This window comes from Paludibacterium purpuratum (genome assembly GCF_004363805.1).
GTDB classification, from domain to species: domain Bacteria; phylum Pseudomonadota; class Gammaproteobacteria; order Burkholderiales; family Chromobacteriaceae; genus Paludibacterium; species Paludibacterium purpuratum.
In genome coordinates this window covers 52,751-79,316 of the sequence record NZ_SNZP01000014.1, presented here as the reverse complement: position 1 = coordinate 79,316, position 26,566 = coordinate 52,751, and the positions used below count along the sequence as shown (strand labels likewise).

At 62.5% G+C, this 26,566-nt stretch carries 27 protein-coding genes; 19 read left to right on the top strand and 8 right to left on the bottom strand.

The window, feature by feature from the left end:
• The first annotated feature begins 15 nt into the window (after window positions 1-15).
• Entirely contained in the window at window positions 16-1,665 is a 1,650-nt protein-coding gene (locus tag DFP86_RS15960; protein WP_166642307.1) for a methyl-accepting chemotaxis protein, read from the top strand.
• 268 nt (window positions 1,666-1,933) lie between these two features.
• The gene (locus DFP86_RS15955) at window positions 1,934-2,710 is read left to right on the top strand and encodes a substrate-binding periplasmic protein (protein WP_133683072.1); all 777 of its coding nucleotides are present in this window, start codon (window positions 1,934-1,936) and stop codon (window positions 2,708-2,710) included.
• A 53-nt stretch (window positions 2,711-2,763) separates the two neighbouring features.
• Here DFP86_RS15955 and ugpQ read toward each other — a convergent pair whose 3' ends face one another.
• Window positions 2,764-3,498 (bottom strand): glycerophosphodiester phosphodiesterase, encoded by a 735-nt coding sequence (gene ugpQ, locus DFP86_RS15950; protein WP_133683070.1) that lies wholly within the window; start codon window positions 3,496-3,498, stop codon window positions 2,764-2,766.
• Window positions 3,499-4,003: 505 nt separating this feature from the next.
• Here ugpQ and DFP86_RS15945 point away from each other — a divergent pair.
• From DFP86_RS15945 to DFP86_RS15935, 3 genes are read left to right on the top strand one after another with little or no spacing between them, the layout of a single operon-like run.
• Window positions 4,004-5,128 carry a Re/Si-specific NAD(P)(+) transhydrogenase subunit alpha gene (locus DFP86_RS15945; protein WP_133683068.1) on the top strand — a complete coding sequence of 375 codons (1,125 nt, stop codon included), beginning with the start codon at window positions 4,004-4,006 and terminating at the stop codon, window positions 5,126-5,128.
• Between the two features lie 37 nt (window positions 5,129-5,165).
• The gene (locus DFP86_RS15940; RefSeq protein ID WP_133683066.1) at window positions 5,166-5,459 is read left to right on the top strand and encodes a proton-translocating transhydrogenase family protein; all 294 of its coding nucleotides are present in this window, start codon (window positions 5,166-5,168) and stop codon (window positions 5,457-5,459) included.
• 6 nt (window positions 5,460-5,465) lie between these two features.
• Entirely contained in the window at window positions 5,466-6,839 is a 1,374-nt protein-coding gene (locus tag DFP86_RS15935; protein ID WP_424991633.1) for an NAD(P)(+) transhydrogenase (Re/Si-specific) subunit beta, read from the top strand.
• 192 nt (window positions 6,840-7,031) lie between these two features.
• Here the strand turns inward: DFP86_RS15935 and DFP86_RS15930 are convergent, their stop codons facing one another.
• Entirely contained in the window at window positions 7,032-7,211 is a 180-nt protein-coding gene (locus DFP86_RS15930; protein ID WP_133683062.1) for a hypothetical protein, read from the bottom strand.
• Between the two features lie 345 nt (window positions 7,212-7,556).
• Between DFP86_RS15930 and DFP86_RS15925 the strand changes: the two genes are divergently transcribed.
• Window positions 7,557-8,438: a substrate-binding periplasmic protein gene (locus DFP86_RS15925; protein ID WP_208108364.1), complete on the top strand. Its 882-nt coding sequence runs from the start codon at window positions 7,557-7,559 to the stop codon at window positions 8,436-8,438.
• A gap of 4 nt (window positions 8,439-8,442) precedes the next feature.
• Here DFP86_RS15925 and DFP86_RS15920 read toward each other — a convergent pair whose 3' ends face one another.
• Window positions 8,443-9,732, bottom strand: coding sequence for an NAD(P)/FAD-dependent oxidoreductase (locus DFP86_RS15920; protein WP_133683060.1), 1,290 nt, complete (start codon window positions 9,730-9,732; stop codon window positions 8,443-8,445).
• Window positions 9,733-10,734, bottom strand: a complete 1,002-nt coding sequence (locus DFP86_RS15915; protein ID WP_133683058.1) for a 4-hydroxyproline epimerase — start codon at window positions 10,732-10,734, stop codon at window positions 9,733-9,735.
• 296 nt (window positions 10,735-11,030) lie between these two features.
• Here DFP86_RS15915 and DFP86_RS15910 point away from each other — a divergent pair, with 296 nt between their 5' ends.
• The 3 genes from DFP86_RS15910 (at window position 11,031) to DFP86_RS15900 (ending at window position 13,653) form a co-directional block, all read left to right on the top strand.
• Window positions 11,031-11,933 (top strand): dihydrodipicolinate synthase family protein, encoded by a 903-nt coding sequence (locus DFP86_RS15910; protein WP_133683056.1) that lies wholly within the window; start codon window positions 11,031-11,033, stop codon window positions 11,931-11,933.
• Between the two features lie 30 nt (window positions 11,934-11,963).
• Window positions 11,964-12,671 carry a GntR family transcriptional regulator gene (locus DFP86_RS15905; protein WP_133683054.1) on the top strand — a complete coding sequence of 236 codons (708 nt, stop codon included), beginning with the start codon at window positions 11,964-11,966 and terminating at the stop codon, window positions 12,669-12,671.
• 73 nt (window positions 12,672-12,744) lie between these two features.
• Window positions 12,745-13,653, top strand: coding sequence for a carbohydrate kinase family protein (locus DFP86_RS15900; RefSeq protein ID WP_133683052.1), 909 nt, complete (start codon window positions 12,745-12,747; stop codon window positions 13,651-13,653).
• A gap of 3 nt (window positions 13,654-13,656) precedes the next feature.
• Here the strand turns inward: DFP86_RS15900 and DFP86_RS15895 are convergent, their stop codons facing one another.
• Window positions 13,657-14,610 carry a substrate-binding domain-containing protein gene (locus DFP86_RS15895; RefSeq protein ID WP_133683049.1) on the bottom strand — a complete coding sequence of 318 codons (954 nt, stop codon included), beginning with the start codon at window positions 14,608-14,610 and terminating at the stop codon, window positions 13,657-13,659.
• 69 nt (window positions 14,611-14,679) lie between these two features.
• A complete protein-coding gene (locus tag DFP86_RS15890) occupies window positions 14,680-15,360 on the bottom strand; it encodes a transglutaminase-like domain-containing protein (RefSeq protein WP_133683047.1) in 681 nt (226 codons plus the stop codon).
• Window positions 15,361-15,493: 133 nt separating this feature from the next.
• Between DFP86_RS15890 and DFP86_RS15885 the strand changes: the two genes are divergently transcribed.
• From DFP86_RS15885 to DFP86_RS15870, 4 genes are all read left to right on the top strand, one after another.
• Window positions 15,494-16,759, top strand: coding sequence for an Hsp70 family protein (locus DFP86_RS15885; protein WP_133683045.1), 1,266 nt, complete (start codon window positions 15,494-15,496; stop codon window positions 16,757-16,759).
• 83 nt (window positions 16,760-16,842) lie between these two features.
• Window positions 16,843-17,337, top strand: coding sequence for a GNAT family N-acetyltransferase (locus DFP86_RS15880; RefSeq protein ID WP_133683043.1), 495 nt, complete (start codon window positions 16,843-16,845; stop codon window positions 17,335-17,337).
• A gap of 119 nt (window positions 17,338-17,456) precedes the next feature.
• The gene (nfsB, locus tag DFP86_RS15875) at window positions 17,457-18,113 is read left to right on the top strand and encodes an oxygen-insensitive NAD(P)H nitroreductase (protein WP_166642306.1); all 657 of its coding nucleotides are present in this window, start codon (window positions 17,457-17,459) and stop codon (window positions 18,111-18,113) included.
• On the top strand, window positions 18,113-19,015 hold the full coding sequence (locus tag DFP86_RS15870; RefSeq protein ID WP_133683041.1) for a LysR family transcriptional regulator: 903 nt from the start codon (window positions 18,113-18,115) through the stop codon (window positions 19,013-19,015). The genes nfsB and DFP86_RS15870 overlap by 1 nt, the downstream gene beginning before the upstream one ends.
• A 3-nt stretch (window positions 19,016-19,018) precedes the next feature.
• Here DFP86_RS15870 and DFP86_RS15865 read toward each other — a convergent pair whose 3' ends face one another.
• Window positions 19,019-20,032: a zinc-binding alcohol dehydrogenase family protein gene (locus DFP86_RS15865; RefSeq protein WP_133683039.1), complete on the bottom strand. Its 1,014-nt coding sequence runs from the start codon at window positions 20,030-20,032 to the stop codon at window positions 19,019-19,021.
• A 170-nt stretch (window positions 20,033-20,202) separates the two neighbouring features.
• Between DFP86_RS15865 and DFP86_RS15860 the strand changes: the two genes are divergently transcribed.
• A complete protein-coding gene (locus tag DFP86_RS15860; protein ID WP_133683038.1) occupies window positions 20,203-20,835 on the top strand; it encodes an FABP family protein in 633 nt (210 codons plus the stop codon).
• Window position 20,836: 1 nt separating this feature from the next.
• Here DFP86_RS15860 and DFP86_RS15855 read toward each other — a convergent pair whose 3' ends face one another.
• Window positions 20,837-21,598: a DeoR/GlpR family DNA-binding transcription regulator gene (locus tag DFP86_RS15855; RefSeq protein WP_133683037.1), complete on the bottom strand. Its 762-nt coding sequence runs from the start codon at window positions 21,596-21,598 to the stop codon at window positions 20,837-20,839.
• Window positions 21,599-21,763: 165 nt separating this feature from the next.
• Between DFP86_RS15855 and DFP86_RS15850 the strand changes: the two genes are divergently transcribed.
• The 5 genes from DFP86_RS15850 (at window position 21,764) to DFP86_RS15830 (ending at window position 26,530) form a co-directional block, all read left to right on the top strand.
• Window positions 21,764-22,966: an SIS domain-containing protein gene (locus tag DFP86_RS15850; protein WP_133683035.1), complete on the top strand. Its 1,203-nt coding sequence runs from the start codon at window positions 21,764-21,766 to the stop codon at window positions 22,964-22,966.
• Window positions 22,963-24,291 carry a class II D-tagatose-bisphosphate aldolase, non-catalytic subunit gene (locus DFP86_RS15845; protein ID WP_208108363.1) on the top strand — a complete coding sequence of 443 codons (1,329 nt, stop codon included), beginning with the start codon at window positions 22,963-22,965 and terminating at the stop codon, window positions 24,289-24,291. The genes DFP86_RS15850 and DFP86_RS15845 overlap by 4 nt, the downstream gene beginning before the upstream one ends.
• A 71-nt stretch (window positions 24,292-24,362) precedes the next feature.
• Complete coding sequence (gene agaV / locus DFP86_RS15840) at window positions 24,363-24,842, top strand: PTS N-acetylgalactosamine transporter subunit IIB (protein ID WP_133683031.1); 480 nt, start codon at window positions 24,363-24,365, stop codon at window positions 24,840-24,842.
• Window positions 24,843-24,876: 34 nt separating this feature from the next.
• Window positions 24,877-25,647 (top strand): PTS N-acetylgalactosamine transporter subunit IIC, encoded by a 771-nt coding sequence (agaW, locus tag DFP86_RS15835; protein ID WP_133683029.1) that lies wholly within the window; start codon window positions 24,877-24,879, stop codon window positions 25,645-25,647.
• Window positions 25,637-26,530, top strand: coding sequence for a PTS system mannose/fructose/sorbose family transporter subunit IID (locus tag DFP86_RS15830; protein ID WP_133683027.1), 894 nt, complete (start codon window positions 25,637-25,639; stop codon window positions 26,528-26,530). Before agaW ends, DFP86_RS15830 begins: the two co-directional genes overlap by 11 nt.
• Window positions 26,531-26,566 lie beyond the last annotated feature (36 nt).

The window sequence follows — 26,566 nt, the reverse complement described above, 5'->3', positions numbered from 1 at the left end:
CACTCGGGTGTCGCAATGACTCATCAAGGTCGCTCGCTCAAACTGGCCCATCGTTTTGCCATTCTATTGGCCGTATTCGCATTGGGTTTCGCCGTATATGGCGTCTGGTCGTTCAAAACGCTGAACGATCTCAAGGTCAACGGTCCGCTCTACAACCGCATCGAACAAAGCAAGGATCTGGTCGCCGACGTGCAGCCGCCGCCGGAAAACATTATCGAGTCCTATCTGACGACCTTCCAGTTGGCGGAAACCACCGATCCCGATCAGCAAAACCGGCTGATCCACAAAATCGAAGCACAGAAGAAGCGCTACGAAAGCCGCTATGCCTACTGGAAATCGCAAGCGCTGGACGACGACTTGCAGCAGTCGTTCCTGAAGGAGTCGCACGAGTCGGTCGAGGACTTCTACGACCAGGTATTCAACCAGTTGATACCGGCGGTGCAAAAGGGCGATAAGGATGGCATCGCCTCGGTGATGCCGCTGATCAAGGCCGCTTACGAAAGCCATCAGCAGACCATCGATAAAGTGGTCGGCCTGGTGGATAAAAAGACCGCGGCCGACGAGGCCTCGGCGCAAAGCAAGATCAGCATGGCCACTTGGCTGATGCTGGCAACCCTGCTGGCCGCCATGGCGGCCGGTACGATCGTGGCCGCGCGTCTTGCCCGCAGACTGACCCGCAGCCTGGGCGGCGAACCCGAGTTCGCGGCCCAGATGGCACGGGCCATCGCCAATGGAGACCTGTCGGCCGACATCGTGCTGCGTCCCGGCGACGACGATAGCCTGCTGGCCGCACTGGCCGCCATGCAACGCGCCTTGCGCCAATTGATCGGCGAGATCCAGTCGGCGGCCGAGCAGTCGCTGCATGCCGCCCGCGATCTCTCTGCCGCCGCCGAGCAGGTGTCCAGCCGCGCACGCGACCAGAGCGAAGCCGCTTCGGCCGTCGCGGCCTCGGTCGAGCAGGTCAGCGTCAGCATCAATCACGTGGCCGAGAGCGCCGAAAGCGCGCACGGTGTCGCCTTGGACACCGGGGAGCTGTCGGTGCAGGGCGGGCGGTTATTTCACGACACCACCGACGAAATCAATCAGGTCGCCGGCGAGGTGCATCGTTCGACCGGGATGATCCATGAGCTGGGTGCGCAATCCGACCGGATTTCCAGCATCATCAATGTCATCAAGGAGATCGCCGACCAGACCAACCTGCTGGCGCTCAACGCCGCCATCGAAGCGGCCCGCGCCGGCGAGGCCGGGCGCGGATTTGCCGTGGTGGCCGACGAGGTGCGCAAACTGGCGGAAAAGACCGCCGGCGCCACCCAGGAGATCGGCGCCATGATCGGCGCCATCCAGCAAGGCACGCAAAACGCCGTCGCCGGCATGACGGCCGGCAGCGACAAAGTGCAGAACGGCGTCGCGATGGCCGAGCGTGCCGGCGCGGCGATGGCGCAGATCGAAGGCGGCGTGCGTCAGGTATTGACCGCCGTGGCGGAAATCTCCAGTGCGCTGGGCGAGCAACGATCGGCCAGCCACGACATCGCCGATAACGTGGAGAAGATCGCGCGCATGACCGAGGAAAACAGCCAAGCGGTGGTGTCGGTTTCGAACGCCGCCGACAACCTGATCGAACTGGCCAGCTCGTTACGGGCCAAAGCGGGGCATTTCCGGCTCTGACAACCGGCCTGCGGCCGCGTGGATATCGACTCGCGGCCGCATCGGACAAAATGCGGCGAGCGCCCGCAATGCCATACGCCAATCATGTGTGGCAAAAAATGCCCAAATTAAATCAATTTGTCATAAAGCGTTAATATTTTCAGCAATCCCCGCCAACGCGTCATTTTCTTGCTTCATACTGATGGCGCGCCGTACTTAAGAATCTCTCCCATCTAAACAGCATCACGACCCGGCCGCCGTTTCGGTCGCGGGAATAAGCAGAAGATCTATGCAAGGCGTTGCAATCCTTCTAATCAGCCGGCTCTTGCCGGTTGCGCTGTTGTCCATTCTGGCATTGCCGGCGCTGGCCGCACCGCCTGCAGCACACCCGTCTCTGGTGCTGGCGTTCAGTCCGCTGCCACCGTGGAAAGTGGTCGACACCCACGGCAAAGCCTCCGGTCCTTACTTGGATATCGTTCAACACTTGGCGGATCGTACCGGCATGCGATTGGAAGTCCATCCGTGCCCCTTGATGCGCTGCCTGGAGATGCTCAAGCTCGGCGAAGCGGATCTCGGCATCGGCATCGCCCCCGGACCGGATCGCGACGACATCGTCGACTTCCTGCGTCCTCCCTTCGCCGAAGGCAGTACCGTCTGCTTCTACCGCCGCCGCGACGACCGGCAATCCCATGTCAACAACTACAGCGATCTGCAGGGCCTGCGCATCGGCACGACCAACGGTGCCCACTATTTCCCGCGCTTCGACCAGGATACCTTGTTGATCAAGGACAGCGCGCCGGACAAGGTTTCCAACCTGCGCAAGCTATTGGCGAGCCGAGTCGACGTCGTCGTCATGGTGTGCGGCGAGGCGGAGCTGCTGATCGCGCACTCGGAGTTCCAGCACCGACTGGCGCTGGCCGGCCCACCAGTGAAAACCGGGCCGCGCAACGTGGTGTTGGCGCGTCATTCCCCGCTATACGGCATGAAGGATAAGCTGCAGCGCGCGCTGCGCCAGATGGTGGAATCGGGCGAGATTCATCGCATGCTCGCCACGATCGAACAATAAGAGGTAGGGTGCGTTCGCCGCAGGCAACGCACCAATCCGTCCGCCGCAACGCGTTACAGCGTCAGCAGCAGATCCGGCCGGTCGGTGCAGAGCATATCGACTCCCCACGACAGCAGTTTGCGCGCCCTGAGCGGCTCGTTGACGGTATAAGCCATGACGCGGAAGCCTTGATTGTGCAGCTTCTGCACCGCCTCTTGCGTCAGGCCGCTGTGATCGGCGTGTAACGTCGCCGCGGCGCACTGTCCCAATTCGCTCAGATAATCGAGCGGAATGCCCTCCACCAGATAACCGCGCGGCAGTTCCGGCACCGCCTGGCGCGCGGCGCGCAACGCCGCGGGCGAGAAGGACGACAACAGCGGTTGGATGGCCGCGTCGCGCCACAGGGCCTTGGCCTGCAATGCCACCTGACGGCCAGTTTCTTCGTCCTGCCCCGGATTGGGTTTGATTTCCAGATTAACCGCCACGCCGTGGGCGACGCAGAATTCGGCCAGTTCCGCCAAGGTCGGCAGCACTTCGCCTCGATAGGCGCGGTGGTGCTTGATGCCGCAGTCGAGCAAGCGCAGCTCGGCCATGCTGAGCGCACCGGCCGGCCCCTTGCCGCTGGTGGTGCGTTCCAGCGTATCGTCGTGCAGCAAGAACAAAACCCCGTCCGCCGACAATTTGACGTCGCACTCCACCGCGCGCGCGCCGATTTTATAAGCCCGGCGCAGACCGGTCAGGGTGTTTTCCGGCGCAAGCGTTCCGCCTAAGCGGTGGGAGAAAATACGTGGGTAGGGCCAAGACTGCATGCTCGATCCTTATGGTGATACCGGCGGAGCCGTTTTAGGAACCCTCGAAAAGGTGGTTGGAATTTTAATCCAATCCATATCGAATATTGTTTTTTTTTGAAAAGGCGACCCGAGATTCCGCCTTTGCGTTTAGGCGATTTACTTCTCTACGGTAAAGAATTAGTGTCCCAATCGGAGAGGTGGCCTTTGTATGAGCGCCAAGCCTGTTGCCGAACGGCAACGACACAAAATTTCTCGGCGCTCCTGTCCTAAAGTTTTTGCGATGCAATATTCACTATATATTCGCAAAAATACATAAGTTATTCACTGGCTAAAAAGAAGATAGCCAGTGTATTTTCTTGCACTATGAAAATGCACCGCTATTCTTCCCGGCAATGATTTGACGAAACGTATTGCGCATGGTTGACGCATAAATTAGATTCATTTACCCGATCGCAATAACAGCGCCGCTCGGGTACCTACCATCTTGTATTGATGCCATTTGACTTTGAATGAAAGGAAGACGATGCAGATCGCTATTCCGGCCGAATATACGGCTGGCGAGACGCGCGTGGCCGCCACACCGGAAACGGTGAAAAAGATTGTGGCCATGGGGCATAGTGTCGTGGTCGAGCGAGGCGCAGGCCTGAAGTCGGCCATCTTGGATGCGGCATTCGCCGCCGCCGGCGCAACCGTGGTCGATAGTCGCCAAGCGGCATTGTCGCAGGGCGATATTGTGCTGAAGGTTCGCCCCGCATCGGCGGAGGAGCTGGCGGAAATGAAGCCCGGCGCGGCGCTGATCTCGCTGATGAACCCCTACGCCAACACCATGCTCCCGCTGATGGCAGAGAAAAAGCTGTCGGCCTTTTCCATGGAATTGCTACCGCGCACCACGCGCGCGCAGTCGATGGACGTGCTGTCCTCGCAGAACAACATCGCCGGTTATCGCGCCGTATTGCTGGCTTGCCAGTACTACCCGCACTTCATGCCGATGCTGATGACCGCCGCCGGCACCGTCAAGCCGGCTCGCGTGCTGATCCTGGGCGTGGGTGTGGCCGGTCTGCAGGCCATCGCCACCGCCAAGCGTCTCGGCGCCGTGGTCGAAGCCTTCGACGTGCGTCCCGCCACCAAGGAGCAAGTCGAGTCGATGGGCGCCAAGTTCATCGAAGTGCCGATGAGCGAAGAGGAAAAGGCACAGAACGACGGTGTCTACGCCAAGGAAATGTCGGACGACTACAAGCGCCGGCAGGCCGAACTGGTCGACAAGCACGCCCGCCAAGCCGACATCGTCATCACCACCGCACTGATCCCTGGCCGTCCGGCGCCGCGCTTGTTGGCCGCCGACACCGTGCTAGGCATGAAGCCGGGTTCGGTGATCATCGACATGGCAGCCGAAAATGGCGGCAACTGCGAACTGACCAAGAGCAACGAAGTGTTCGTCACCGAACAAGGCGTGACCCTGGTCGGCACGCACAATCTGCCCAGCCTGCTGGCGGCCGACGCCTCCAGCCTGTACGCGCGCAATCTGCTGACCTTCCTCAGCTTGATGCTGACCAAGGAAGGCTTCGCTATCCAGATGGAAGACGAATTGCTGGATGCCACGCTGATCACCCACAACGGCGAAGTCCGCTTCGGCAAAACCCAGGGCTGATCGTGTCGGCATTTACAGGGAACAGGAGTTAAACAACATGGTTGATCCGTTCATCACCAGTTTCACCATTTTCGTTCTGGCCGTGTTCGTGGGTTACCACGTGGTCTGGAACGTCACCCCGGCATTGCACACCCCGCTGATGGCGGTGACCAACGCAATCTCGGGCCTGATCATCGTTGGCGCGTTGCTGCAGGTGGTCGACATCAACGGTCAGTCGATCACGCTGACCTCGGTGCTCGGCGCCGTTGGCATCTTTTTGGCCAGTATCAACATTTTCGGCGGCTTCATGGTCACCCAGCGCATGCTCGAAATGTTCAAGAAGAAACGCTAAGGAACGATGATGCAAAACATTTCTGCGATTTTGTACCTGATTGCCGCGGTACTGTTCGTCCTGGCGCTCAAGGGACTGTCTTCGCCGGTGACCGCGCGCCGCGGTAACCTGTTCGGCGTGATCGGCATGGTGATCGCCATCGGCACCACCTTCCTGATCATGGACAAACCGGTGCTGGCGCTGATCGGCGCCGCCATGGCCGCCGGCGCGTTGATCGGCGCCTACAAGGCGCGCACGGTCGAAATGACCGGCATGCCGGAACTGGTTGCCGCCATGCACTCGCTGGTGGGCCTGTCCGCCGTGCTGATCGCCATCGCGTCGATCTTCCATACCGGCTTGACCCACAGTGCCGACCAGAAGGTCGAACTGTTCATCGGCGCCTTCATCGGCGCCATCACCTTCACCGCCTCGGTGATCGCCTACGGCAAACTGTCGGGCAAGTTCGGCTCCAAGTCGGTGGTCTTCAACGGCCAACACTTGCTGAACCTGCTGATGGCCATCGTGATGGTGGGCTTCGGGGTCGCCTACTTCGTCGCCGACAGCCATGCGGCCTTCCTGGCCATGGTGGCCGTGGCGCTGGTACTGGGCGTAACGCTGATCATCCCGATCGGCGGCGCCGATATGCCGGTGGTGGTTTCGATGCTCAACTCGTACTCGGGCTGGGCGGCGGCCGGTATCGGCTTCACGCTCAACAACCCGGTGCTGATCATCGGCGGCGCTTGCGTCGGCTCCAGCGGTGCGATCCTGTCCTACATCATGTGCAAGGCGATGAACCGCTCGATCATCTCGGTGCTGCTAGGCGGCTTCGGCAGCGATGCCGGCGGCGCGGCGGCCGGCCCGTCCGGACCGAAGAACTACCGCTCCGGTTCGGCCGAGGACGCGGCCTTCCTGATGGCCAATGCCGACTCGGTCATCATCGTTCCGGGTTATGGCCTGGCGGTATCGCGTGCTCAACATGCCCTGCAGGAATTCGCCACCATGCTGACCGAGAAGGGTGTCAATGTGCGCTACGCCATCCACCCGGTGGCCGGCCGCATGCCGGGTCACATGAACGTGCTGCTGGCCGAGGCCGACGTGCCTTACGAGCAGGTGCTGGAAATGGAGGAAATCAACTCCGACTTCGCCAACACCGACGTGGTTCTGGTCATCGGCGCCAACGACGTGGTCAACCCGGCGGCGCAGAAGGACAAGTCCAGCTCGATCTACGGCATGCCGATCCTGGAAGCCTACAAGGCGCGCACCGTGATCATCGTCAAGCGCTCGATGAGCACCGGCTACGCCGGCCTGGATAACGATCTGTTCTATATGGACAAGAGCATGATGGTCTTCGGCGACGCCAAGAAGGTGGTTGAAGACCTGGTCAAGGCGGCGGATCACTAAACCCGCCGCCTTCGGGCCTTGGACCTTCCCAACCCCGCCGCACGGCGGGGTTTATTTTTGTACGGTGGTTATCCGTGCGTTGCCGCGCGAACGCACGCTGCCAGAAAGGTCTCGGGGCAGACTCAATAAAGAGCCTGCCCCGAGACGGTTCCCAAGTTTGATGCGGCTTTCAAGCAGCCTACGCTTGCGCCATTATCCGTTGGTGGCGCTATTCCCTTGAGCGGGAGAAGTCGAAGATGACGCGGCGCCGCTGGCATCGCCATGGCTTTGCGAGGTGTCCGTCGCACGGTTGGTCGGCGCGGACTGCGCAGCCCAACTAAAGCAAGCCAGCAGCGAAGAAGTCAGGGCAAAGGCCATCAGCATTTTTTTCATCGGGTTACCTTTCGATTTGTTGAACATTGCCCCCATGCCTTTGCAAGCACCATGCCAGCATTGAAATTCCCATTAAAATCAATCTATTGAAAAATCAAGCCGCGATAAATGCGTCGTTTCTGTCACCTCCTGGCGACAAAAAGCAGTCGATATAAAGTAACGCGATGATTTGTAACGACTTTCTTTGTCACCGATCGGCAACAAGGTCGCAACAGGCCAATTTGCCGGCCATTCGGAGGTGCCGGGAAATCGCGAATTTGGCTGTCCTTTGCCGGGTCCCTGTGATATTTAACAAGAACGGAGGCTCGCGAAACCGCCCCCCATGGAACAGGAGAAGCCTCTCTCATGCGCAGAACGTCCGCCACCGCACGGATTGCTCGATGGCTGCTGCCATTGTTGGCGGTACTCTGCCTCGGCCAGGCCCGGGCAGCCAATACGACGGTGCTGCGCTACGCCCCCATCGGCCCGATTTACGATTACCGCTGGCAGGTGTTGGCGTTGGCCATGGATCACACACGCGCCAGCGACGGCCCCTACCGCCTGACAGCCTACAACGGCGAAACGCTGAGCCAGTCGCGGCTCACCGCGCTGTTGCAACACAACCAAATCGATGTCGTGTCCTACGCCACTTCGCCGGAACGCGAAGCGACGTTGCGCCCGATCCGCATCGACATTCTGCGCGGCATGCTGGGCTACCGCGTACTGATGATCCGCGCCGGCGACCAGCAACGCTTCCGGCATATGGACACGCAAACGCTGCACCAGCGGATCGCGCTGGGCTTCAACAGCCAATGGGCGGATTACCCGATCCTGCTTGCCAACGGCTTCAACGTAACCGCCACGGTGGGTTACGACAGCCTGTTCGCCATGTTGGCCGCCGGGCGCTTCGACGCCTTGCCGCGCGGATTGAACGAGATTCGTCCGGAGCTGACGAAATTCCGTCGGCAATACCCGAATCTGGCGGAAGAGAAGACGCTGGCGTTGTTCGTCAACTACCCGGTGTATTTCTGGGTCAACAAAAACAACCCGCGCCTGGCCGAACGGATAGAGCGCGGCCTCAAGGCCGCCTTGGCCGACGGCACGCTCAAGACCTTGTTCCTGCGCGCCCATGCCGAGGAGATCGCCGAGGTACGGCACGCACATCGCCGCATCGTCCGGCTGACCAACCCGCAACTGCCGCCCGGCACCCCGCCCAGCGACACCAGCTGGTGGTGGGATCAGCACTAGGATCTCAGTCGGCCATACCGCCGCCGGCACTGAAACGGGTGAGTCGGTAAGGCGTCAGATCCAGCGAAGCGCGGCCACGGCAGATGTGTTCGGTCAGCAGCGCCCCGGTGGTGGCCGCAAGCGTCAGACCGAGGTGGCCATGCCCGGTGGCAAAGTATAGGCCGGGCAGGTCGGGCGCCGGCCCGATCACCGGCAAGGTGTCGGGCAACGACGGCCGGTTGCCCATCCACACACTCATGTCGGCGGTATCGAACGGACCCAGAATGCGCCGGGCGCGTTCGATCAGGATATGCGCGCGCCGCCAGTCGGGCGGCGCATCGCGATGCGCCAGTTCGACCGTACCGGCCAGGCGCAGACCGCCGTCGGCCATGGGCAGGATCACAAAGTGTTCGCTGGCGCATAGCAGGAAATGATGCAGCGGCACACCGGCATTCGGCAGGGTCACGTGGTAGCCGCGCTCGCTTTCCAACGGCACGCTATAGTGTTGCTGGCGGAAAAAGCGATCGCTCCAGATGCCGCAGGCGACCACCATGCGCTCGGTCGGCAAGCGCCCGAGGTGCGCGGTATCGACCCCGAGCCGGCCTTGCGCATCGCGCCCGACGGCCAGCACGTCGTCGCGGATGAATCGTCCTCCCTCACGCATGAACGCATCGAACAGCCCGCGACTGAACAGGTAGGGATCGTCGACATGCGACCAATCCGGCACCTCGACGGCGACTTGCCAGGCCTGGTCGACCCGCGGCGAGGCATTGGCCAACGCCGTTCGTTCGAGCTTGCGCCATTGGACGCCATGGGCGCGTTTGTAGGCCCAGGCCGCCGCCGCGGCCTGGAATTCGCGTTCGCAGCGGTACAGTGTCAACGCACCGTGACGGCGCCATAACCGGCCGATACCGGCATGCTCGATCAATGGCGCGTAGTCGGCGTTGACGCGTCCCAACAGCGCGGCCAAATCGCGCGTCAAGGTCGCCACCCGTGTCGAGCGGCCGGCGGCGACGAAGCGCACCAGCCAAGGCAGCAGTGAAGGCAGGTAGCGCCAACGCACCGCCAGCGGCCCGAGCGGATCGAACAGCCAGCCCGGCACCCTGGCCAGAACACCGGGTCCGGCCAACGGCATCACATCGCTGATGGCAAAGGCGCCGGCATTACCGAAGCTGGTCTCGCGCGCAGGCTCGCCACGATCGATCAGCGTCACCGGGCAGCCGGCCAACCGCAGCTGCAGTGCGCAGGCAATGCCGACAATCCCGGCGCCGACAACGATGACCGACGGCTGCGACGTTTGGGTGCGTGTCTCCATTCAGGCCACCACGAAGCCGTGCGCATACGGATCGGCATCGTCGAGCAGCAGCCGATTGTAGCCGGTAACAATGGCCCAACCGGCAATACCCGGGATAATGGCGGGTAAACCGGCCACCTCGGTTTCTTCCTCGATCGTGCCGATGAACTGGCTACCGATCAGGCTCTCGTGAACCAGGATGTCGTCTTTCTTCATCCATCCGCGACCATAGCGCTGCGCCAGCCGTGCCGAGGTGCCGGTACCGCAGGGCGAACGATCCAGCGCCGCCGCGCCGTACAGTACCGCGTTGGCGGCATGGGCCCCTGGCGTTTTCGGCGCGCCGGTCCACTGCACATGACGGATGCCGCGAATGTTCGGATCGAGCGGATGAACGACTTCATAGCGGGCATTCAGGGCGTCTCGCAGTTCGCTGCCCATGGCCACCAGCTCTGCTGGCGTGAAATCGGCCATGTCGCGGTAATTCTCCTGCGCTTCGACAATCGGATAAAAATTGCCGCCGTACGCGATATCGACCTTGAGCCGGCCAAGCGCGCCAATCGTGACTTCGACATCGGACATGAACAGGAACGACGGGACATTGGTCAGCTTGACCGAGGTCACCTTACCGCCCTCCTGATGGTAGCTGGCCGTGACTTTGCCGGCCGGCGTATCCAGGTTCAGCATGCCAGGCGTCCGCGGCCGTACCAGTCCGTGTTCGATGGCCAGGGTGACCACGCCGATGGCGCCGTGCCCGCACATGGGCAGGCAGCCGCTGGTTTCGATGTACAGCACCGCCACGTCGCAATCGTCGCGTGTGGCGGGATAGAGGAAAGCGCCAGACATCTGCGCATGGCCGCGCGGTTCGTTCATCAGCCCGGTGCGGATCCAATCATAACGAGCCAAGAAATCCAGGCGGCGTTCGGCCTGGGTACGGCCGCGCAGTTCCGGCGCGCCGCGCACCACCAGACGCACCGGATTGCCGCAGGTATGACCGTCGATACATTCGAATTGGTGGATTGCCATATGTGCTCCCAGAGACGGTCATCTCACTCTATGACCAAACCATATTGAATACAATATTGCCATATCATCTGATAGGTCAGTATATTGCCCTTCAGCCTTCACATCGCACTGCATAACATTGAAAAATAAATAGTATTCAATGTTTCAATCAAAAAAATCATCGCTGATTCCGGCAATGATCGCTGCCTTTTCCTACCTTACCGTCAATAAAAATAGTTGATTTTTGTATACAAAAATTCCTAGCATGAATGCATATCACCAACACTTGTTCCCCACCTTCTCTAGGAGTTGCCGCCATGTCCCATCCCTGGCGCGGGGTTTTCCCCGCCATCACCACGCAATTTCACGCCGATGAATCGCTGGATCTGGCCGCTACCGCGCGCCACATCGCCTGGCAGATCGAGCAGGGCGTCGATGGCATCATCCTATGCGGCTCGTTGGGCGAGGCATCGACTCTGAGCGCCGAGGAAAAGCTGATCATCCTGAAAACCGCCAAGGAGGTGGCCGGCGATCTGCCGGTATTGCTGACGGTGGCGGAGGACAGCACGCGCGCCGCACAAGCGCTGGCGCATGCCGCACACGCTGCTGGCGCCGACGGACTGATGCTGCTGCCGGCCATGCGCTACGTATCCGATACGCCAGAAACGCTTAACCACTATCGACGCGTCGCCGCGGCCAGCCCGCTGCCGATCATGATCTACAACAACCCGCTGGCCTACGGAGTCGATATCACACCGGCGATGTTGGCCGATTTGGCGGACGAGCCGAAATTCGTCGCCGTCAAGGAATCGAGCGGCGACATTCGCACGCTGACCAACATCATCAACACGGTCGGCGGGCGCTACGCGCTGTTCTGCGGCGTGGACGATCTGGCGCTGGAAAGCCTGATGATGGGCGCCGACGGCTGGGTAGCCGGCCTGGTGGTGGCCTTTCCCGCCGAAACGGTGGCGATCTACCGGCTGGCGAGCGCCGGACGCTGGGAGGAAGCGCGGGCGATTTACCGTTGGTTCGCGCCGCTGCTGCATCTGGATGTCTCGATGAAGCTGGTGCAGAACCTGAAGCTGGCGCAAAGCCTGGTGGGGCAGGGCAACGAGCATGTGCGCGCCCCGCGCATGCCGCTCTCGGGCGCCGAACGCGAGCGGGTGCAGGCCATCGTGCGCACTGGGCTGGCGACGCGTCCGAAGCTGCCCGAGCGGTAAGACGCGGCACAGTGGTAACATGGGCCGGCCATGAACGACCTCAACGACACACCGCAGAGTCTGACCGCCCTCGCCACCGATGCCATCCGCCAACGCATCCTGACGGGCGAATGGACCGATGGCGGCCAATTGCGCCAGGATGCGCTGGCGCGCCAGCTCGGCATGAGCCGGGTGCCGATCCGCGAGGCGCTGCGACAATTGGAGGCCGAGGGGCTGGTCACCATCGTCGAGAATCGCGGCGCGGTGGTCAGCCAGCTGTCGCTGCCGGAGATCGTCGAATTGCTGCGCGTGCGGGTGTTGCTGGAATGCGATGTCCTGCTGGAGGCCGTTCCGCGCCAAACCGCCGCCGACATCGCCGCGGCCGAGGCGCTCTTGATCGACTTCGAGCAAGCACTCCAGCAACGCGACATCGCCTCCTGGGGCGTGCTCAATGCCCGCTTCCACCTGGCGCTGTACCGCGCTGCCGAGCGTCCGCAGACACTGGCCCTCATCGAGCAGTTGCATAACCGGACCGACCGTTATACGCGCATGCAAATTTTGCTCACCGACTTCAGCGAGCGCGCACACGACGAACACTGCCGCCTGCTGACGCTTTGCAAAACCAAGGACGCCATCGGCGCCGCCGCGTTCCTACGCCAACATATTCTGCATGCCGAGGAAGCGCTGGAAGCTTGGTATTGCCAACAGGCGCGGGCCTTGCCGGCCAAACGCGGCCGCAAACCGCGCACCCCCGGCTGAGCGGTCGCGCGGACTGGCCGCCGCCGCCGGGCGGCTTTATCCTGCAGCTTTTCCCAACTCTGTTGGATACGCCATGTCCCTCCCCCGATTTATCGTCTTCGGCGACGCGCTGACCGACTTCATCCGCCAACCCGACGACAGCTGGCATGCCTGCCCGGGCGGGGCAGGCTGGAATCTGGCGCGTGTCGGCGCGCGGCTTGGGCTTGCCGGCGCTTTCGCCGGGGCGATCAGCCCGGATCGTTTCGGCCGCCAGCTGTTCGATGAGGCACAAGCGGCAGGACTCGATATGCGCTTTACCCAGATGCCGCCGCGCTCGCCGCTATTAGCCATGGTGACCGAGTCGAACCCGCCGCAGTATTTCTTCGTCGGCGACGACAGCGCCGATCTGCACTTCGATCCAGACAGACTCCCGGACGGCTGGATGGCCGCGGTCGACATGGCCTGCTTCGGCGGCATCAGTCTGACGCGCCAGCCGTTGGCAGACCGACTGTTGGGCCTGGCGCAAACCCTGGCCGCGCGGGGTGTCCACATCGCCTTCGACCCCAATTTTCGTTTGCCGATGCGCGCGCCGGCATACCGGCCGCGCTTCGAGGCACTGGCCGGGTTGTGCCGCTATATGAAAGTGTCGGATGAGGATCTGACCAGCCTGTTTCCCGGGCTGAACGAAGCGGCCGCGCTGCTGGCGCTTCGCGACTTGGCGCCACGCGCCGATATCTTGGTGACGCGGGGTGCCGCGGGGATGACATGGCGCGGCAAAGACGGTCGGACTGTCGACAACGCGGCACTGCCGGTGGTGCTGGCGGATACGGTTGGCTGCGGCGATGCGGCGTTCGGCGGCTGGCTCGCCTGCCTGACACGCGAGCCGGATGCCACACCGGCGCGGCAACTGGCCGTCGCCGCGGCTAGCGCCGCTTGCTGTGCGGCGCACACCGGCAGCTATGCGCCAAGCTGGCAAGAGGCGATCGAGCGACTGGCAGGCTAGGGCCTAGGGTTTGGCCACGCTGCGATAGGCGGAGAAATACAGAATGTCCTGCTGATCCATATTATCGCGCGTCAGCAGGCTCACCCCGCTATCCACCGATTTGGGCACATGCTTGGCGCCTAGCATGGCCCGATAGGCCAGCGTCACCCCCATATAGCCCATCTGAAACGGCCGCTGCAGCACCAGCGCCGCGATCACGCGTTGGCGCAGCGCGTCGTACAGCCGTTGATTGATATCGAACCCGATCGCCAGCACCTTGCCGGCCAGCCCCAGTTTATCCAGGATCTGCAGCGTCCCGTCGGTGGTGGTTTCGTTGGGCATGAACACCGCGTCGAACTGCCCCGCGAGCGGCGTCAGCGCCTTTTCGGCAGCCGCTCTGGCCTCGATGACCGACGCGCCCAGATAGGGGCTGGCCACCACGGTCAACCCGGCCTGGCGCAGAACGTCGGCCGCGCCTCGTTCACGCTCGTCGGTCGATTGCACGCCTTCTTGCATCCGCATCAATACCACGCGCCGTCGGCCTGTACCGTGCAGGCGCCGCACGATCTGCTCGCCGGCCAGCCGGCCGGCGGCGTAGTTATCGGTTTCAATCAGCGACAACGGGGCGGCCTTAGGCTCGGAGCGGTCGATGAAGATGGTCGGCACACTCTGCCGCCGGAGTTGGGCGATCAGCTGCGTCCGTTCGTGCGCATTGGGTGCGAGCACCAACGCACCGCATTTCAGCTCGATCACTCGGCGAATCAATTGCGCCTGCTCCTGGCGGTCGTTTTCGTCGCCCGGCAGCAGGTAATGCACATCGACGCCTAGCTCGCGACCCGCGGCCTGCGCCCCTTCGCCAACCACTTGCCAGAAACTAGCACGCCCGCCGGCGCCGACAACGCCGATGCAACTGTTGGCACCATGCGCCGACCAGGGCTGCAGCAGAGCAATCACGACAAAAAACGGGGATAGGCGCATGGGGCTCTCTCGCGGCAAAGTGCGCGTGTTTCTTCATTCCTAGCCTATCGCCCAGGCAGATACAATGGATTATCGCTCCGCATCGAGCCGGCTGTTCAGATACGATTCGGCCGCCTTATGCAGCGGTGCGGGCACCGCGCCCAGCCACTGATTGAAATGCAGCCCCAGCAGGTGGTTGTTGCCGGCGCGCGCGGCCATGGCCGCCGCCAGCGAGTCGAAGACCGGGTCGGCCAACGTCAGATCGCCGGCGCATGCCTGACAGAAGGCATCGCCATCGGCTTGCCAGTCGCAGCGCCCGTCCCGCGTCACCCCGAAACCGATGGCAAGCCCCGCAACGTTGAGCTGCCGCAACTGGCGGGCGAAGACCGCCGGCGTGAACAGGTAGCTGTCGACATGCCGGCACGTGCCGTCGATCTCGGCCTGGACCACCGCATGAAACAGATGCGGCGGCAAACATTGGTAGATCAACCCCGGTACCGCTTGGCGCAACACGCGCTTGTCGAGCTGAACGAAACGCAATCGCGCGGCAATACCGGCCTCGTCGAGCAAGGCACGCACCAGGTCACCCTGCGCGTTGCAATGCCCGCGGCGACGCGCGAGCGTCTCTTCCGGCGTCACCGTTTCGAACCAAGTGGTAAAGCCGAAAGCGATCTGGTCGCGCACGTAGTCATGAATCGCGATGGCGCGTTCGCGCTCGCTGTCGAACGGGCCGGCGGCCCGCAACTGCTGCAGGACATCGTCGAGCGTCATAAATCCCCCAAAATGAATTTGGCATAAATATACCGCGACCACTTTCCAGTGACCACTCTCTGGCCATCAAAGCCTTGTCGATCAGTGACATAAGGCGTATCATCGCCGGCCCTTCCGTTCGCCCACAACGATTATGACGCTTCCGACCATCGCCCAAGCTTGTGGCATCGACTTCGGTACCTCCAACTCGACGGTCGGCTGGCACCATGCTGGCCACTCCCCGCTGATTCCACTGGAAAACAACGAGGAAACCCTGCCGTCGGTGGTGTTCTTCGATTACGAGGAAGATCGTGTCCACTTTGGCCGCAGCGCGCTCGACATCTACATGCAGGGGGACGAGGGTCGGTTGATGCGCTCGCTCAAGAGTTTGTTGGGATCGAACCTGTTGGACGGGCAAACCGAAGTACAGGGGCGGGCGCTGCCTTTCCGACAACTGCTGACGGTATTTATCGCCGAGCTCAAACGACGCGCCGAGGCCCATGCCGGTCGAACCTTCGAGCACGCGGTATTGGGGCGGCCGGTCTTCTTCGTCGACGACAATCCCAAGGCGGATCGGCTGGCACAAGACACGCTGGCCGAGATCGCCCAGAGCGTCGGCTTCGGCGAGGTCAGCTTTCAGTTGGAACCGATCGCCGCCGCCATGGACTACGAATCGGTGATCACCCGCGAAGAGCGAGTGCTGGTGGTGGATATCGGCGGCGGTACCTCCGACTTCACGCTGGTACGCCTGTCGCCGGAACGACGCAATTTGAGCGATCGCCAGTCCGATATCCTGGCCACCGGCGGCGTGCATATCGGCGGCACCGACTTCGACCGGGTGCTCAGCCTGTCCCAAGCCATGCCGCTATTCGGCTACCGCACCCAATTAAAGAACGGCGCCGCCATGCCGTCAGGCTATTACTTCAACCTGGCCACCTGGCACAGCATCAATTCGCTCTATACCCGCAAGGTGTGGATGGAACTGCAGGACGTCTACCGCGATGCGCTGGCACTACCATTGCTCGACCGGTTGTTTAGCCTGATCAATCAGCGCGCTGGCCACCGGCTCGCCATGCAGATCGAGCAGGCCAAGATCGACTTGTGTGCGGCCCCCACCGCCGACTTGGATTTGACCCACCTGGAAAAAGGCTTGATCGCCCGCTTCGAACAGTCGCAGATGGAGCTGGCGTTGACGCCGCTGATCGATAGCATCGGCCGCACCGCGCACGGCGTGCTGTTGGATGCCGGACTGCGCGACGACCAGATCGACACGCTGTATTTCACCGGCGGCGCCAGTGCCATCCCCTGGTTGCGCCAACGCATCGCCAGCCAGTTTCCGACGGCACGCCATGTCGAGGGCAACCGCTTTGGCAGTATCGGCTGCGGCCTGGCGCTGGAGGCGGCGCGGCGTTACGGTTGATGCACCGCAATAATGCTGTTTGCCTATACAAATTGCATCAGATAGCATGGTGTGTCCAATAGGGCATCCTGGAGCAGCACACCATGCAGACCATCACCATCCGCCATTCCGGCGCGGCCGATGCCGAGGCCATCCGAAATATCTATGCCTGTCCCAAGGTCTTTGCCGGCACCCTGCAACAACCTTATCCGTCGCTGGCACTCTGGCAACAACGCCTCGCCGAGTCGCAGCCGGGCAGCTATAGCTTGGTGGCCGAGCTCGAAGGCGCCGTGGTCGGCCAACTTGGACTGAAAGTTTGTCCCTCGCCGCGACGCAAGCACGTCGGCTCTTTCGGCATGGGTGTGCTGGAACGCTACCAGGGGCAGGGTATCGGCGGCCGGCTGCTGGCCGCCGCCATCGACATGGCCGACAACTGGCTCAACCTGAGCCGGCTGGAATTGGAAGTCTTCACCGACAACCAGCCGGCCATCGCACTGTACCAAAAGTACGGCTTCGTCATCGAAGGCGAGTCGGCACAGTTCGCCTTTCGCAACGGCGAATATGTCGACGTCTATCACATGGCACGGCTTCGCCGTTAATTCGACAATCGGTACGTTATTATCAAAAAAACAGCGAAACTGATTTGCCGGCCGACTGCTGATTCCCACCGCGGTATGCCGGCATAATCACGCGATCGACCATGGAAAAGGAATACCCGATGATGAATATTGCCGAAATCGCCTTGACCCGCCACGCCACCAAGGCTTTCGACCCGACGCGCAAAATCCCGGCCGACGTGGTTAACCAGATCGAAACGCTGCTGCGCTTCGGCCCTTCTTCCACCAACTCGCAGCCCTGGCACTTCTTCATCGCCGAGAGCGACGAAGGCAAGGCGCGGATCGCCCAAGCGGTTCAGGGTACCTATAGCTCCAACGATCCGAAAATCCGCAACGCCTCGCATGTGGTGGTGTTCTGTACCCGCGCCACGCTGGACGACGCCCACCTGAGCGCGCTACTGGATCAAGAGACGAGCGACGGACGACTGCGTAGCGATGAATCGCGCGCCAATTACCATCGCACCCGCTCGTTCTACGTCGACATGCACCGCTTCGAGCGCCGCGATGTGCAGCATTGGATGGAAAAGCAGGTTTATTTGGCGGTCGGGACGCTGCTGCTCGGCGCCGGAGCCCTGGGCATCGATGCCTGCCCGATCGAAGGTTTCGACCAAATCGTACTGGACGAGGTGCTCGGCCTGCACGAACGCGGCCTGGTCAGCTCGGTGATCGTCGCGCTCGGTTATCGTAGCGGCGAAGACTTCAACGCCCAATTGCCGAAGTCGCGCTTGCCGGCCGAGGCTGTGATCACCCGCCTCTAATGCGCCTCAACGACCTGGCGATTTTCGTGCTGGCGGCCGACAGCGGCAGTCTGTCGGCCGCCGCGCGCGAGCTGGATCTCACCCCGGCGGTCGCCAGCGCCGCCATCAAGCGCCTGGAGGACGAGCTGGGCACGCGTCTTTTGGCGCGCTCGACCCGCAGTCTGCGCCTAACCCGCCACGGCGAACACTATCTGACTCACGCCCGCGCCGCGCTGGAGTCGCTGCAGGCGGGGCGCGATACCTTGGCGCGCGAGCAGCAACAAATCGGCGGCCCGTTGACGCTGGCCATCCCATCGGATCTGGGCCGCAATCTGCTGGTCCCCTGGCTCGACACCTTCATGCAACAGTACCCGGAGCTGTCGCTACGGGTGCGCATCAGCGACCACCTGACCGATCTGTTCAAACAACCGGTGGATCTCGCCGTGCGCTATGGTCAACCGGAAGATTCGTCGCTGGTCGCGCTGCCCTTGGCGGCCGACAACCGGCGCGTGCTGGTGGCCGCGCCGGACTACCTGCGCCACCACGGCCGGCCGGCCAACCCCGACGCGCTCAGGCGTCACCATTGCCTGCGCTACATGCTGAACGAGACCACCCACGATCAATGGACCTTCTGGCGCGAGGACCAACCGACCACGGTACCGGTCAGCGGCGACCGCGCCGCGGACGATGGCAATCTGGTGCGGCACTGGGCGCTGGCCGGCTTCGGCCTGGCCTACAAATCCCGTCTCGATGTGCTGGCCGATCTGCGCGCCGGCCACCTGCAGACCGTGCTCGACGATTGGCAAGGCGAGGCCGCGCCGCTGTACCTGTTGTGCCCGCATCGCAAGATGCTGTCGCCTGCCATCGATCGGCTGCGCCGCTTCCTGCAGCAACGCATCGCCGACTATCTGGCTGGCGAATAACGCTCAAAACCCCGCCAACACCACCTTGCCGCGCGCCTGGTTGCGCTCGATGAAGGCATGCGCCCGCTTCAGATCCGCGGCGACGATGCGGCCGAACTTTTCGGTCAGGGTGGACTTCAGCGTACCGGCGTCGACCAGTTCGGCCACGCGCGCCAACAACCGATGCTGTTCGATCATGTCCTCCGTGGCGTACAGCGAGCGGGTGTACATAAATTCCCAATGCAACGACAGGCTCTTACGTTTCAGCAGGCGCACATCGAGCGACTCGGGGTCGTCGATCAATGCCAACCGCCCCTGCGGACGCAACGCTTCGACGATCTGATCTAAATGGCGATCGGTCTGGTTTAGGCCGGCGACAAAATCGACGTATTCAATACCCTGCCGCCGCAACTGTTCGGCCAACGGCTGGCTGTGATCGATGACATGATGCGCCCCCAACTCGCGCACCCAAGCCGCGGTTTCCGGCCGCGAAGCCGTGCCGATCACCGTGACGCCGGTCAACTGACGCGCCAGTTGCAGCATGATCGAGCCGACCCCGCCGGCTGCGCCGACAATCAGCAGCGACTGGCCGTTCGATGCCGCCCCCTCGGCAATCTGCAGCCGGTCGAACAATAACTCCCAAGCGGTGATACTGGTCAGCGGCAGTGCGGCGGCGGCGGCAAAATCGAGCGAACGCGGCATATGTCCGACCAGACGTTCATCCACCGCCTGCCATTCGGCGTTGCTGCCTGGTCGTTGCAAATCCCCGGCGTACCAGACGCGATCCCCGGGTTGGAACAGCGTCACGTCGCGCCCCACCGCGCGAACCACCCCGGCGGCGTCCCAACCCAGGACTTTGGCGCTCCCTTCCGGCGGTGCCATACCGGCGCGGACCTTGACGTCGACCGGGTTGACCGACACCGCGGCGACTTCGACCAGTAAGTCGCGCGGCCCCGGCTCCGGATCGGGCAATTCGATATCCAGCAAGGCATCGGGTGCCTCGATGGGAAGGTTGCGGTAATAGGCAACGGCTTTCATCGTCTTCATCCTTCATCAAGTAAACGTTGGGCCCATCATGTCGGCAGGCGGACAGCGAAACCAGACGAGGAACGAGGAGACAGTTTCTTGGAAAAAAGGAAAATCGCGGCGCGGCGTGCGGGAGGGTAAAATCGGCCAGGACAATGGTTTATTTCACCGAGAGGCCGGACATGCAGGAATTCGCTCAAGATATCTACACCGAAGACGACGACCGGGACATCCACACCCTGAATAATCTCGGCCCGTTGCGCGCCATGGCCGGCATTTGGCAAAGCGTGCGCGGCCTGGACATCAAGCCGGTGGCCGAAGGCCGGGAGGAGCAGGCTTACGTGGAACGGATGGAACTGCAGCCGATCGATCCGCAGCCCAATGGGCCGCAGTTACTGTACGGCCTGCGTTATCACACCCATATCGTCAAGCCGGGCGAGGTGGAAACCTATCACGATCAGGTGGGGTACTGGTTGTGGGAGCCGGCGACCGGCACGGTGATGCACACGTTGACCATTCCGCGCGGCATGGCGGTGTTGGCGACGGGCAAGGCGACACCGGAGGCCAAGACTTTCGAGCTGGTCGCCACCAAAGGCGGCACCGGCTGCGGCATCAGTTCCAGCGCATTTTTGGAGCATGCCTTCGATACCGTGGAATTTCGCATCAAGGTGACGATTCACGACGACGGTAGCTGGGCATACGACGAAGATACCGTGATGAAGATTCTCGGCCGCGACGAGCTGTTCCATCACACCGACCGCAACCATCTGCAAAAGATCGGCGAACCGACGCCCAATCCGCTGGCGCGGTGTTGAATCAGGCGAGTGTCACTTTGATGCCGGCGTTTTCCAACTGCTGCAACGCGTCGGCGTCGGCGCTGGCATCGGTGATCAATTCGCTCACACCGCTCGGCGGACAGATACGGGCAAAGGCCTTATGGCCGACCTTGGAACCGTCTGCCACCACGATGACCCGACGCGTCCGCTCGATCAACACACGGTTGGTGTGGGCTTCGACCTCGTGGTGCGTGCTCAAGCCGACATCGGCGCTGATGCCGTCGACGCCGACAAAGGCCAGATCCAGATTCATCCCCTCCAGACTCGCCTCGGCCAGCGGCCCCACCAGCTCGTAGGATTCGCTGCGCGCGGTGCCGCCGGTGACGATCAGCTTCAAATTGGGGCGCAACGCCAATTCGGATGCGATGTTCAGCGCATTGGTCACAATGGTCAGCCCCTTGTGGTTGACCAGTGCGCGCGCCACTTCGGTGGTGGTGGTGCCGCCGGTCAAGCCCAGCGACAGCGGGCCCTCGCCGACCCGCGTCGCCGCCACGGCGGCGATGCGTTGCTTCTCTTCCTTGTTTCTCCCGCCTCGATAGCGTAGCGGCAGCTCATAAGCCAAGCCGCCCGCCACCGCGCCGCCATGCGTGCGCGACAGTAGATGCTGGCTTTCCAGCAATTCGAGATCGCGCCTGATCGACGCGCTGGAAGCCTCCAGCGCCTCGACGAGTTCCGTCACGGTCACGCTGCCTTTTTCCGCCAACAAGTCGAGGATCAGGCTCAGTCGGGTTTCTTGTCGCATAGGACAAAGAATACCACAACTGCAACGGCATTTCGCGTCTTGCCTCTGTTTCATATTGCATGTTTATGATCGTTTTGTATTAGTATCAATCATGTTCGCTCACAAATAAGCAGTCATTATGCCTAAATGACGAGCGAAATCTGATCGATATAGGAGACCAGGGACATGAACCCCGTCTTTGCCGAGTTTGACCGTCCTGCCCAGCAGGCACTGCATGCCGCCCACACCATGCCGGAAATCCTTGGCCAACCCGATCTGTGGTTGGCCACCTGGCAGTGCCTGATGGAAGCGGCACGCCCTCTCAACGACTTTCTCATGTTGGCGCTAGCCGACCGCGGCCGCGAAATCGTTCTCACCGGCGCCGGCTCCTCCGCCTTCATCGGCGAACTGCTGCAAGGCGCATTCGCCCGCAAGACCGGTCGCGCCGTGCGCGCAGTCCCGACAACCGATATCGTCACCCACCCGGACGAGTGCTTCGCGCACGATGCGCCGACCCTGTTGATTTCCTTCGCCCGCTCGGGCAGCAGCCCGGAAAGCGTCGCGGCGCTTGAGCGGGCCGACGCCTGCCTGAGCGACGTCATGCACCTGATCATCACCTGCAATGCCGAAGGCGAGCTGGCGCAATACAGCAGTCGCCACCCGGTGTATGTGCTGACCCTGCCCACCGCCGCCAACGACAAGGGGCTGGCGATGACCGGCAGCTTCACCGCCATGAGCCTGGCGGGCTGGCTGCTGTGCGATCCGCGCGGACTGCCGCGGGCCGAGGCCCGCGTCGAACTGCTGGCCGACACGGCCCGGCTGATCCTGCACGAGCAAGGCGAAGTTCTACGCCACATCGCCGAGCTCGATTTCCACCGCGCAGTCGTATTGGGTGCCGGACCATTGCGCGGCGCCGCGCGCGAGTCTCATCTGAAAATGCAAGAACTGACCAACGGTGCGGTGATGTGTTCCTATGACTCCTTCCTCGGCTTCCGGCACGGGCCGAAGGCCGTGATCGACGAGCACACCTTGCTGATTTTCCTATTCTCAAGCCGGCCGGATCTGCGCGCCTATGAGCAGGATTTGGTGCGGGAAATCGCCGCCGGCAGCGTGCCCGGCCTCTTCCACCTGGGCGTGGGCGACGGCCTGATCGCCCGTTCATCCTCTTCGGCGACCTTGTCGCTCGGCGCCGGCGCGGGGCTCGCCGATGAAGAACGCGCGATCTGCAGCGTGTTGCCGGCTCAGGTGCTTGGCGTCTATCGCGCCTTGGCGCTGGGGCTGAGTCCGGACAATCCCTCGCCGTCGGGCAGCATTTCGCGCGTGGTACGCGGCGTCACCATCTATCCGTGCGAGCAACGCCCCGCCGAACGATTGGGAGAATGCTCGTGAATGCCCTGCTGCGTCTCCGCGCCCTACGCCGGCAAGGGCTGGTCAGCGGTATCCCATCGATATGCTCGGCCCATCCACTGGTATTGACCGCCGCCATGCAACAAAGCCTGGCCGACGGCTCGCCGCTGTTGATCGAAGCCACCTGCAACCAAGTCAACCAGTTCGGCGGCTACACCGGCATGACCCCGGCCGACTTCGCCCGTTTCGTGCACACGCTTGCTCGGGAAGAGGGGCTGCCGCTGTCGAATCTGATTCTGGGCGGCGACCATCTGGGTCCCAGCCCCTGGCAGGATGAACCGGCGGCACTTGCCATGCGTAAAGCCGGCGATATGGTCGAGGCCTACGTGCTCGCCGGCTTCGACAAGATCCACCTGGATGCCAGCATGCGCTGCGCCGACGACCCCGAGCCCTTGCCGGATCAATGCATCGCCGAGCGTGCCGCCGCCCTGTGCCTGCGCGCCGAACAGGCCCAGGCCAGGCGGCCCGGCAAACAGCCGCCGGTCTATGTCATCGGCACCGAGGTGCCGACGCCGGGCGGCGCCACCGACGAAGAACAGGGCCTACAGCCGACCTCGGCCGAAGATGTGGGATTGACGCTGGCCATCAGCCAGTCGGCCTTCCGTAAGCTGGGGCTGGATGCCGCCTGGGAACGCGTGGTGGCGCTGGTGGTGCAGCCGGGGGTGGAATTCGGCGACGCCAGCATCCATGCCTATCGGCGCGATACCGCGCAAGCACTGGTGCAAGCCATTGCCAACCAAGCACCATGGATGTACGAAGCCCATTCGACCGATTACCAGACACCGCAGGCTCTGCGCGAGTTGGTCGAAGACCGTTTCGCCATTCTCAAAGTCGGCCCGGCGCTGACCTTCGCTTTGCGTGAAGCGCTGTTTGCCCTGGAATTGATCGAACACGAACTGTGCGGCCGCGACCCATCGTTGCAACCGTCCCGACTACGCGAAGTACTGGATCAGGCGATGCGCGCCAATCCAGTGCATTGGCGCAAGCACTACCACGGCAACGAGGCCGAGCTGGCTTACGCACGCCGATTCAGCTTCAGCGACCGTTCGCGTTATTACCTGGGCGACGCGGCGGTGATGACCGAAATCGAGCGCCTGCTCGCCGCCACAGCCGGCCCGCTGCCGCTGGCCCTATTGAGTCAGTACCGGCCGCCGGCCTTCGAGGCGGTGCGCGCGGGGCAGATCGCGCCGTCCGGCCGGGCACTGGCGCTGCATGCCATCCGACAGACACTGGCGCATTACGCGGCCGCATGCCGCCCAACCGACCATTTCTCGGCGACACAACCATGCGAACCACTTAACCTTTAGCTGCGCCGGCGCAATCGCCGATTCGGCGGGACAACACGCACTACGCTCATCAAGAACACAGGGAAATCGAAATGAGTACGCCAAATATTCTTCTGACCCGGATCGACAACCGCCTGGTGCACGGCCAGGTGGGGGTCACCTGGACCGGCAGCCTGGGCGCCAATCTGATCTTGGTCGCCAACGACGAAGCGGCCGGCGATCCGGTTCAACAGCAGTTGATGGACATGGTGGTCGCCGAGGGCGTCCAGACACGCTACTTCACATTGTCCAAAACCGCCGAGGTCATCCACAAAGCGGCAGAGCGGCAGAAGATCCTGATCGTGTGCAAAACGCCGCGCGATGTGCTGACCCTGGTCGAGGGCGGCGTACCGATCAAGCAGATCAATGTCGGCAACATGCATTTCGCCGACGGCAAACGCCAGATCCACAAAACCGTTTCTGTGGACGAGGACGATATCGCGGCGTTCCGCGAACTGGAGGCGCGCGGCATCCACTGCGAAATCCGCCGCGTACCGGACGAAGTCGGCGAACCGATCAGCCGGTTGCTGTAAGAAGCTGCTCTATAAACCCGCAAGGAGGAGACACATGCTGACAGAATCGTTATTGATCGCGCTTTTGGCCGGGCTGGCCGGGGTCGATCTGTTCGACGGCCTGACCCACTTCCATCGCCCGGTCGTACTCGGGCCGCTGGTCGGATTGGTGCTGGGCGACTTGCATACCGGCCTCTTGGTCGGCGGCAGTTTGGAACTGGTGTGGATGGGCATGGTGCCATTGGCCGGCGCCCAGCCGCCCAACGTGGTGATCGGCGGCGTCATCGGTACCGCCTTCGCGATCCTGACCAAGTCGCCCCCCACGGTGGCCATCGGCGTGGCGGTGCCGTTTTCCATCGCGGTACAGGGCTGTATCACCATCCTGTTCACGGTGTTCTCTCCGCTGATGCACAAGTGCGACGACATGGTGAAGGCCGGCAACTGGCGCGGCGTCGAATGGGTCAACTACGCCGGTATGGGCGTGCTGTTCTGCTTCTATTTCGTCGTCGCTTTCCTGCCGGTCTACTTCGGTGCCGCCGCCGCGGGCAACCTGGTCAAGGCGGCGCCGCAGTGGCTGCTCGATGGACTGTCGGTGGCGGGCGGCATGATGCCGGCCATCGGTTTCGCCTTGCTGATGAAGATCATGCTCAGCCGTAACTACGTGGCTTATTTCATCCTGGGCTTCCTCGGCGTCACCTACCTGCATCTGCCGATCCTGGCCATTGCGCTCGCCGCGCTGGCCGTCGCCATGATCGACTTCTTCAACACCGCCCGGTTGGAAGCGGCGGCCGCAACCCACCCAGTGGAGGCGCAAGATGGGATTTAACGCTACCGAGGCTGAACTGGCCGCCAAGGCGGACAAGCGCATGCAACAGGCATTGGCGACCGCCGATGCCAGCCGCGACGACTACTACGACAGCACGCCGGCCGAACCGCTGAGCACGCAGGATATCAACCGGATGGCCTGGCGCTCGCTGGCTTTGCAGGCCTCGTTCAACTACGAACGCATGCAGGCCGGCGGCTGGTTGTTCACCTTGATCCCGGCGCTGCGCAAAATCCATCGGCAGCCGGAAGACCTATCCAACTCGATGCGCATGCACCTGGAGTTTCTCAACGTCCATCCGTTCGACGTCACCTTCTTGTCCGGCATCGTGCTGGCGATGGAGCAGAACAAAGAGAAGCTCTCGACCATCCGCGCGGTGAAAGTCGCGCTGATGGGACCGCTAGGCGGTATCGGCGACGCGATGTTCTGGTTGACCTGGCTGCCGATCTGCGCCGGTATCGGCGCCTCGCTGGCGCTGGAGGGCAGCTTGTTCGGGCCGATCCTGTTCCTGTTGCTGTTCAACGCGCTGCATTTCGGCCTGCGCTTCGGTCTCGCCCACTATGGCTACCGCACGGGCCTGGGTGCGCTGCATCTGCTCAAAACCAGCACCAAGAAGATCTCGCACGCCGCATCCATCGTCGGCATGTCGGTGATCGGCGCACTGATCGCCTCCTACGTGCACTTGAGCACGCCGCTGCAGATACATGCCGGCGCGGCGCGCATCGAACTGCAAACCGGCGTACTGGACAAGCTGATGCCCAACTTGCTGCCGCTCGGTTTCACGCTGTTGGTCTATAGCCTGATGAAGAAGGGCTTCTCGCCGGTGAAACTGATCGGTCTGACCGTGGTATTCGGCGTGCTCGGCAAACTGATCGGCTTCCTCTAACCATCCCCTTGGCGGCATCGGCCCGGTACGCCGATG